General features: G+C 41.7%; 7 protein-coding genes. All 7 read left to right on the plus strand.

Going from position 1 to position 6,553, the window contains the following annotated elements:
- The first annotated feature begins 89 nt into the window (after nt 1–89).
- Complete coding sequence (locus tag QNK26_RS11900; RefSeq protein ID WP_319223185.1) at nt 90–689, plus strand: MSHA biogenesis protein MshI; 600 nt, start codon at nt 90–92, stop codon at nt 687–689.
- Nucleotides 686–1,468, plus strand: coding sequence for a glucose-6-phosphate isomerase (locus tag QNK26_RS11905; protein ID WP_319223186.1), 783 nt, complete (start codon nt 686–688; stop codon nt 1,466–1,468). The genes QNK26_RS11900 and QNK26_RS11905 overlap by 4 nt, the downstream gene beginning before the upstream one ends.
- On the plus strand, nt 1,461–1,805 hold the full coding sequence (locus QNK26_RS11910) for an MSHA biogenesis protein MshK (RefSeq protein WP_319223187.1): 345 nt from the start codon (nt 1,461–1,463) through the stop codon (nt 1,803–1,805). Before QNK26_RS11905 ends, QNK26_RS11910 begins: the two co-directional genes overlap by 8 nt.
- A gap of 15 nt (nt 1,806–1,820) precedes the next feature.
- Nucleotides 1,821–3,434: a pilus (MSHA type) biogenesis protein MshL gene (mshL, locus tag QNK26_RS11915; protein ID WP_319223188.1), complete on the plus strand. Its 1,614-nt coding sequence runs from the start codon at nt 1,821–1,823 to the stop codon at nt 3,432–3,434.
- Nucleotides 3,434–4,330, plus strand: coding sequence for an ExeA family protein (locus tag QNK26_RS11920; protein ID WP_319223189.1), 897 nt, complete (start codon nt 3,434–3,436; stop codon nt 4,328–4,330). The genes mshL and QNK26_RS11920 overlap by 1 nt, the downstream gene beginning before the upstream one ends.
- Nucleotides 4,327–5,466 carry a tetratricopeptide repeat protein gene (locus QNK26_RS11925; protein ID WP_319223190.1) on the plus strand — a complete coding sequence of 380 codons (1,140 nt, stop codon included), beginning with the start codon at nt 4,327–4,329 and terminating at the stop codon, nt 5,464–5,466. Before QNK26_RS11920 ends, QNK26_RS11925 begins: the two co-directional genes overlap by 4 nt.
- Nucleotides 5,466–6,553 (plus strand): GspE/PulE family protein (locus QNK26_RS11930; protein ID WP_319223191.1); only part of this gene is annotated, 1,088 nt, incomplete at its 3' end. The genes QNK26_RS11925 and QNK26_RS11930, both read left to right, overlap by 1 nt.

Raw genomic sequence — 6,553 nt, forward strand, 5'->3', positions numbered from 1 at the left:
CCCGTAATACCGTTAAAGCATGGGTTTATTGGTGATAATGTGGATACTGGTTTCTTACCTGCCATTGGCGGCGCTCTGGAAAAACTGTGATGAAGATTCGCGTAAATTTATATACTCAGGCGTTTAGGCCAAAGAAAGAACGTTTTGCGTTAGCTCATGCGCTTGTGGTTATTATCGGCTCATTATTGCTGATGCTGACGTTAACGGTATTGTCTGAAAATGAAAATACCACGCTAGTGCAGCAAGTCAGCAACGTAAAGCAACAGGTTGGGAGATTGGAAGATAAGGTCGACGAACTATCAGATAAAGTCGCTCGTCATGTACAAAATCCGGCTTTAGAACAACAACTCGAACTATTAAAAACCCGCTTACAATACCGTGATCAGTTACTGATGCAGCTGTCAAAATTAGCCCAAGTTCAAACCAGTGGTTTTGCTATCTTGATGTCTGATTTAGCGCTGCAACGTGATAAAGATATCCGCTTAAATCAAATTCGTTTAGCGGGCAGTAGCATGACCTTAATGGGTGTTGCACGTAATCATGATGCAATTCCGCGTTGGATTGGTAAATTTTCGGGTGGTAAATCACTGCAAGGCCGTGAATTTAGCCAGCTTAATATTACCCGTAATGACGATGATATTATCGCTTTTACCTTAACTAATACGCCTATTGCGGGGTCTAAGCAATGATCAAACAACATTGGCTAACGATGAATGATAAATTTAATCAGTTATCAATGCGCGAACGTGTGTTGATTGTCGCTGGGCTGGCTGGCGCCATTATTTATATTATTTTTAGTTTTGTGCTTGAGCCTAACTATGCTCGTCATAAACAATTGACGTCGCAATTGTCGTCGTTAGAACAACAACAGCGACAATATAATTTTACTATTGCCGAGTTACAGCAAGTATTAGCAACTGATCCTAATAAGGTGATCAAATTACGTATTTCACGCGCTGAAAATGACCTCAAGCAAGCCAATGGTAAATTAACCGACTTGACGGCAGATTTGATTAACTCAAACCAAATGGCGTTAGTGTTGGGTGATGTATTGAGTCGAGCCAAAAAAGTGAAGTTAATTGCCATTGAATCACTACCTGTGACGACTATCACCGGTAATAGTAATAAGACCGCAGAGGAACAACAAAGCCAAGCCAAGCCGAAAATGGCCAATGCCAGTGGTCAAGAGGTGAACTCTGCAGAATTAATTAAATCGGATGCTATTTCAAGTGATATAAATCGCGTCTTAGAGTCAAGTGGCTCTGAAGTCCTGCTTTATCGTCATGGTTTACGTATTACCATGACTGGGGCATTTTTTGATATTCAAGCGTATCTTGATGCTATCGAGCAATTACCGAAAAAATTCTATTGGGAAGTATTTGATTATCAAATGCAAAAATACCCAACTGCTGAAGTTGTAATGGAGATCTATACCTTGAGTATAAATAAGGAGTTTATTCGTGGTTAAACGACTACTGCCAATATTCATTCTATTGAGCTCGAGTCTTGTTCAAGCTGGGCAAGGTGTGATTGATGGTAATGTGCTTGACGATCCAACGGGTCCTTGGGGGGCTGCAGATCCCATTGTGCGCAGCTCAACGAAAGCCAAGGTACAGGTTCCTCGTTTACAAGCTATTTTTGTGCGAGATAATACTCATATTGCCATCATGAATGATAAAGAAGTCGCTGCAGGCAGTTGGGTTTCTGGTTTTCAGGTGCGCCGAATTACCGACGATTTTGTGTATTTTATACGTAACGATAAAGAATTTAGATTGTCATTGTTTGGCAGCAAAATTAAACATTAAGGCTCAGATTTAATTATGAAAAAGTTGTATCTTGCAATTATTTTAGGTGTATTTTTAACGGGCTGCGAAACAACGCGTAGCTCACTTGAGCCTGTGGTAATCAAAGCGTCAATTCAAGCAGAACTCGACCGTGCTGATGCACAAGAGGAAACTTGGAGCGTGCCCGATGATGTGAATGCGGAATTATTGCCGGCATTTGACGGTAATGATGCGTTGAACCGTCCTGTTGTCGAGCCGCGTATGGATATTTCGGCAAAATCGGTATCAGCTCGTCAATTTTTTGGTTCTTTATTAAAAGGCACTAAATATAATCTGACGGTTAACCCTGATGTGTCTGGTCGGGTTACGGTTGTGCTTAATGATGTCACGATAGCTGAAACCATGGATGCGGTTGCTGATATGTATGGTTACGATATTAAACGTCATGGTAATACTTACCGTGTTAATGGTGCTGGAGTTCGTACTGAAATTATTCCAATGAACTATTTATTGATGAAGCGGAATGGTTTATCAAACAGTTCTATTAGTTCGGGTTATTTAACTGATAATAAATCGTCGAACAGTTCTTCAGATGATGATAATAATAACTCATCGGATTCGTCATCGTCATCAAGCAGTACTGGTACGGAAATATCAACGCAAACAGATACCGATTACTGGACTGAATTAGAGAACACCTTATTAGGTTTAACGGCCAATCAAGACGATACCCAAGTCATCATTAGCCCACAAGCGGGTCTAGTCACCGTACATGGTTATCCAAAAGATATTCGTAAGATCAAAGATTTTCTTGCGAAAGCGGAGCAGCAATTACAACGCCAGGTATTACTTGAAGTGAAGATCATGGAAGTAACCTTAAATGATGGTTACGAGCAAGGCATTGATTGGAATGTTAATAATGGCAAAGTAGCCAGTGACTCATCGTTTAGTTTTGCTGTCGATAATGTTGCTGATGTCGTCACTGGTGGCGGTGTCTTAACTTTAGCGGGTAATGATTTTAGTGCCGCCATTAACTTGTTAAAAACGCAAGGTGATGTAAATGTATTATCAAGCCCAAGGGTGACTGCGCTAAATAACCAAAAAGCTGTGATTAAAGTGGGTAGTGATGAGTATTTTGTCACCGGTTATACCACTACGACGTCAACAGAAAACGATACTACAGATCAGGATATTGAGTTAACGCCATTCTTTTCGGGTATTGCGCTGGATGTCACGCCTCAGATTGATAGCGAAGGCGGGGTATTGTTACACGTCCATCCATCGATTATTGACGTAACTGATTCGACTAAAACAATCACTGGCGCCACGGATATTATATTACCATTAGCAAAAAGTGATGTCCGCGAAACTGATACTGTTGTAAAAGCGAAAAGCGGTGAGATCATCGTGATTGGCGGCTTGATGAAAACCGCCAATAAAGATCTGGTGGCTAAAATCCCATTTTTAGGTGACATCCCTTGGTTAGGTGAACTATTTACTAACCGATCGCAGTCAGTGCAAAAAACAGAGTTAATTATCTTAATTAAACCGATTGTTGTTGATCAAAATACCTGGCGTTTAGAACTTGAGCGTTCGGCAGAATTACTTGAGAAATGGTATCCAAGCCAACAAAAAAATGAGCACGGATAATGTATAAGCCTCATTTTGGTTTGACCGAAGTTCCGTTCGGTCTTACTCCTAATACGCAATTTTATCATCCCTTGGTACCGCATTTTGAAGCGCTGCAAGTATTGACGACTGCGCTTGCTAGCGGTGAAGGTTTTATTAAAGTAACGGGTGAAGTAGGGACAGGGAAAACCTTAATCTGCCGTAAATTACTCAATGAACTCGGTGATCATTATGTGATTGCTTATTTACCGAATCCGTATTTAACCCCCAATGAAATACGCGCTGCGATTGCCAGTGAATTAAGTATTGATGCAAGTTTAGATCAGCACCAATTAACCGAAGCACTGAATCATCGTTTGATCGCGTTATCTGCAGAAGATAAACAAGTCGTTTTGTTGATCGATGAAGCACAGATGCTGCCGCATGAAACCTTGGAAGCGCTGCGTTTAATCAGTAATTTAGAAACGGAAAGTAAGAAATTAATGCAGGTTGTACTATTTGGCCAACCGGAATTAGATACTCGCTTAAAACAAGATAACTTACGTCAATTACGTCAGCGTATTACTTTTTCTTATCAATTGCGTCCTTTACTGATGAATGAGACGGGCAGTTATGTCGAGCATCGTTTAACGGTATCTGGTTATCGTGGTGCCCCGTTGTTTGAGGCGAAAGCGTTACGATTAATACATCAAGCTAGTGGTGGAATACCGAGGTTAATTAATGTATTAGCGCATAAATGTTTGATGTTAAGTTATGGTCAAAATATCCGTCATATAAATTCAAAGCTGGTAAAATTAGCGATAAAAGATACCGAGAGCGCTATTCAGTCGCGTAATCTTCGCTTGCCTATCATGGCGAGTATTTTAGTTATTGAAGTGGTTTTAGTTATTTGGTGGTTTGGGGAGTCAATACTGTGAGTGTTATTAATCAAATGCTGCAAGGTCTAGATAAAGGCGCCCAGCAGCAACAAGCAGATGTTGAACACTGTGGTGCGGTAATTGTTGCTGCGCCTAACCGCCATAACAAGCTCGTCATCTTATTACTTTCCTCCATTGTGGTGTTTGCTGCATTAGCGGGATATTTGTTTGTGCAAAAACAAAGTCACGCAGCGAAACCGTATATTCAGCCGCAAGTTAGCACTGCAGGATTAGAACCGACATTATTCGAAAAACCAGTAATCGCTGAACCAGTAGTGACCAAATCAGTGGTTGTAAAATCTCCTGTAGCCGCAGTCGTTGAGACGCCATCAATCGTCACAACTGGCGTGAAGAAAGATCCTAAGCCGATTGCATCTGACGTTATTCCTGATCACAAGGTTGCAGTCGTTCATATAGAGAAGGCTGTAGAAAAAACGGTTAAACCGATTCCAGTTAAAACGCCAAAGACCTTTACTCGACAAGTTGCATCCGTAACGCCAGCGGCAAGTCCAGAAACGGCTGGTGAAGATGAAGTGTTAATTAAAGCGGTAACAAGAACACCACTACAGCAAGCGCAATTATATGCCAAACAAGCGGAATCAGCATTGCTTGCTGGTGATAAAGAGCGCGCGAAGAAACTTTTCACTAAGGTATTAAGCTTTGATAAAAAGCATAATTTATCACGAGAAAAGTTAGCTGCACTGCTATACGGTGAGCAGCGTAGCCAATCCGCGGTAACGTTGTTACAAGAAGGTTTGAGTATTTCCCCTGAGTACGCTAATTTTCGGTTAATGCTCGCGCGTATTTATTTAAAGAATAACAATAAACCACAGGCTTATTATTATCTGAAACCACATCAGCCTAACATCGACGGTAATGTAGATTATTATGCGATCCTAGCTGGTTTAGCACAAAACCTTGGTGATTTGGATACTGCATTGCTGGCTTATAAAAAATTAACAGTGCACGAGCCTAATCGAGCTAAGTGGTGGTTAGGGCTGGGTATTACGGCAGATAAAGCCAAACAAGTCGGGTTGGCGTTAAGGGCTTACCAAACCGCCCAAAACATGGGCCAGTTGTCGGCATCGTCACGTAACTATATTAATACTCGAATTACCCAGTTGGAGAAACAGTAATGGCGCAATTAAAATTAAAACAACGGTTGGGCGATCTACTGGTTGGTGAAGGCATCATCAGTGACGAACAGCTCGGTTTAGCATTAAAAGAGCAGCGTTCGAGTGGCCGTAAACTTGGTGCGACGTTAATTCATCTGGGTTTTATTACTGAAGAGCAGTTACTGAACTTCTTATCGCAACAGTTGGACATTCCATTTTTAGACATTTCAGCATTGAGCATCGATCCACAAACCGTGCTTAAATTGCCTGAAGTTCATGCCCGCCGACACCGTGCGTTGGTGGTTAAAGCCGATCGTGAAACGTTGACGATCGCATTAAGTGACCCAGCAGATTTGAATGCAGTGGAAGCGATATCCAGCTTCTTATCATCGTATCAGCTCGAATTTGCGATTGTACGAGAGAGCCAGTTATTACCAGCTTATGATCGCTTATACCGTCGAACCAAAGATATTGAAGCATTTGCTGGTCAACTCGAAGATGAGCACCGACCTGCGCAAGAATTCGATATTTTTCGCGATGTTGATGATGCATCTAACGAAGCAACGGTGGTTAAATTTTTAAACTCAGTGTTTGAAGATGCTGTACAGATTGGTGCGTCGGATGTCCATATTGAGCCCGATGAAAAGGCATTACGTATTCGTTTACGTGTTGATGGCGTATTACAAGAAAACATCTTGAATGAAGTGGCGATTGTACCTGCCTTAGTATTACGCTTAAAGCTGATGGCGGGTTTAGATATCTCAGAGAAACGTTTACCGCAAGATGGTCGCTTTAATTTAAATGTACGTAATCAATCGATTGATGTGCGTATGTCGACCATGCCAGTGCAGTATGGTGAATCGGTGGTGATGCGTTTACTGAATCAAGATGCGGGTATTTTCCAGTTAGAAAGTACCGGCATGCCAGCGGAACTGATCAAACGCTTACGCGGTTTAATTCGCCGACCGCATGGTATGGTATTGGTTACCGGCCCGACCGGTTGTGGAAAGACGACCACATTGTATGGATGTCTGACGCTGTTGAATGATATTGAATCGAAAGTAATCACGACGGAAGATCCTGTCGAGTATGATATCGAAGGTGTTGT

The organism is Moritella sp. (assembly GCF_033791185.1).
Lineage (GTDB): Bacteria > Pseudomonadota > Gammaproteobacteria > Enterobacterales > Moritellaceae > Moritella.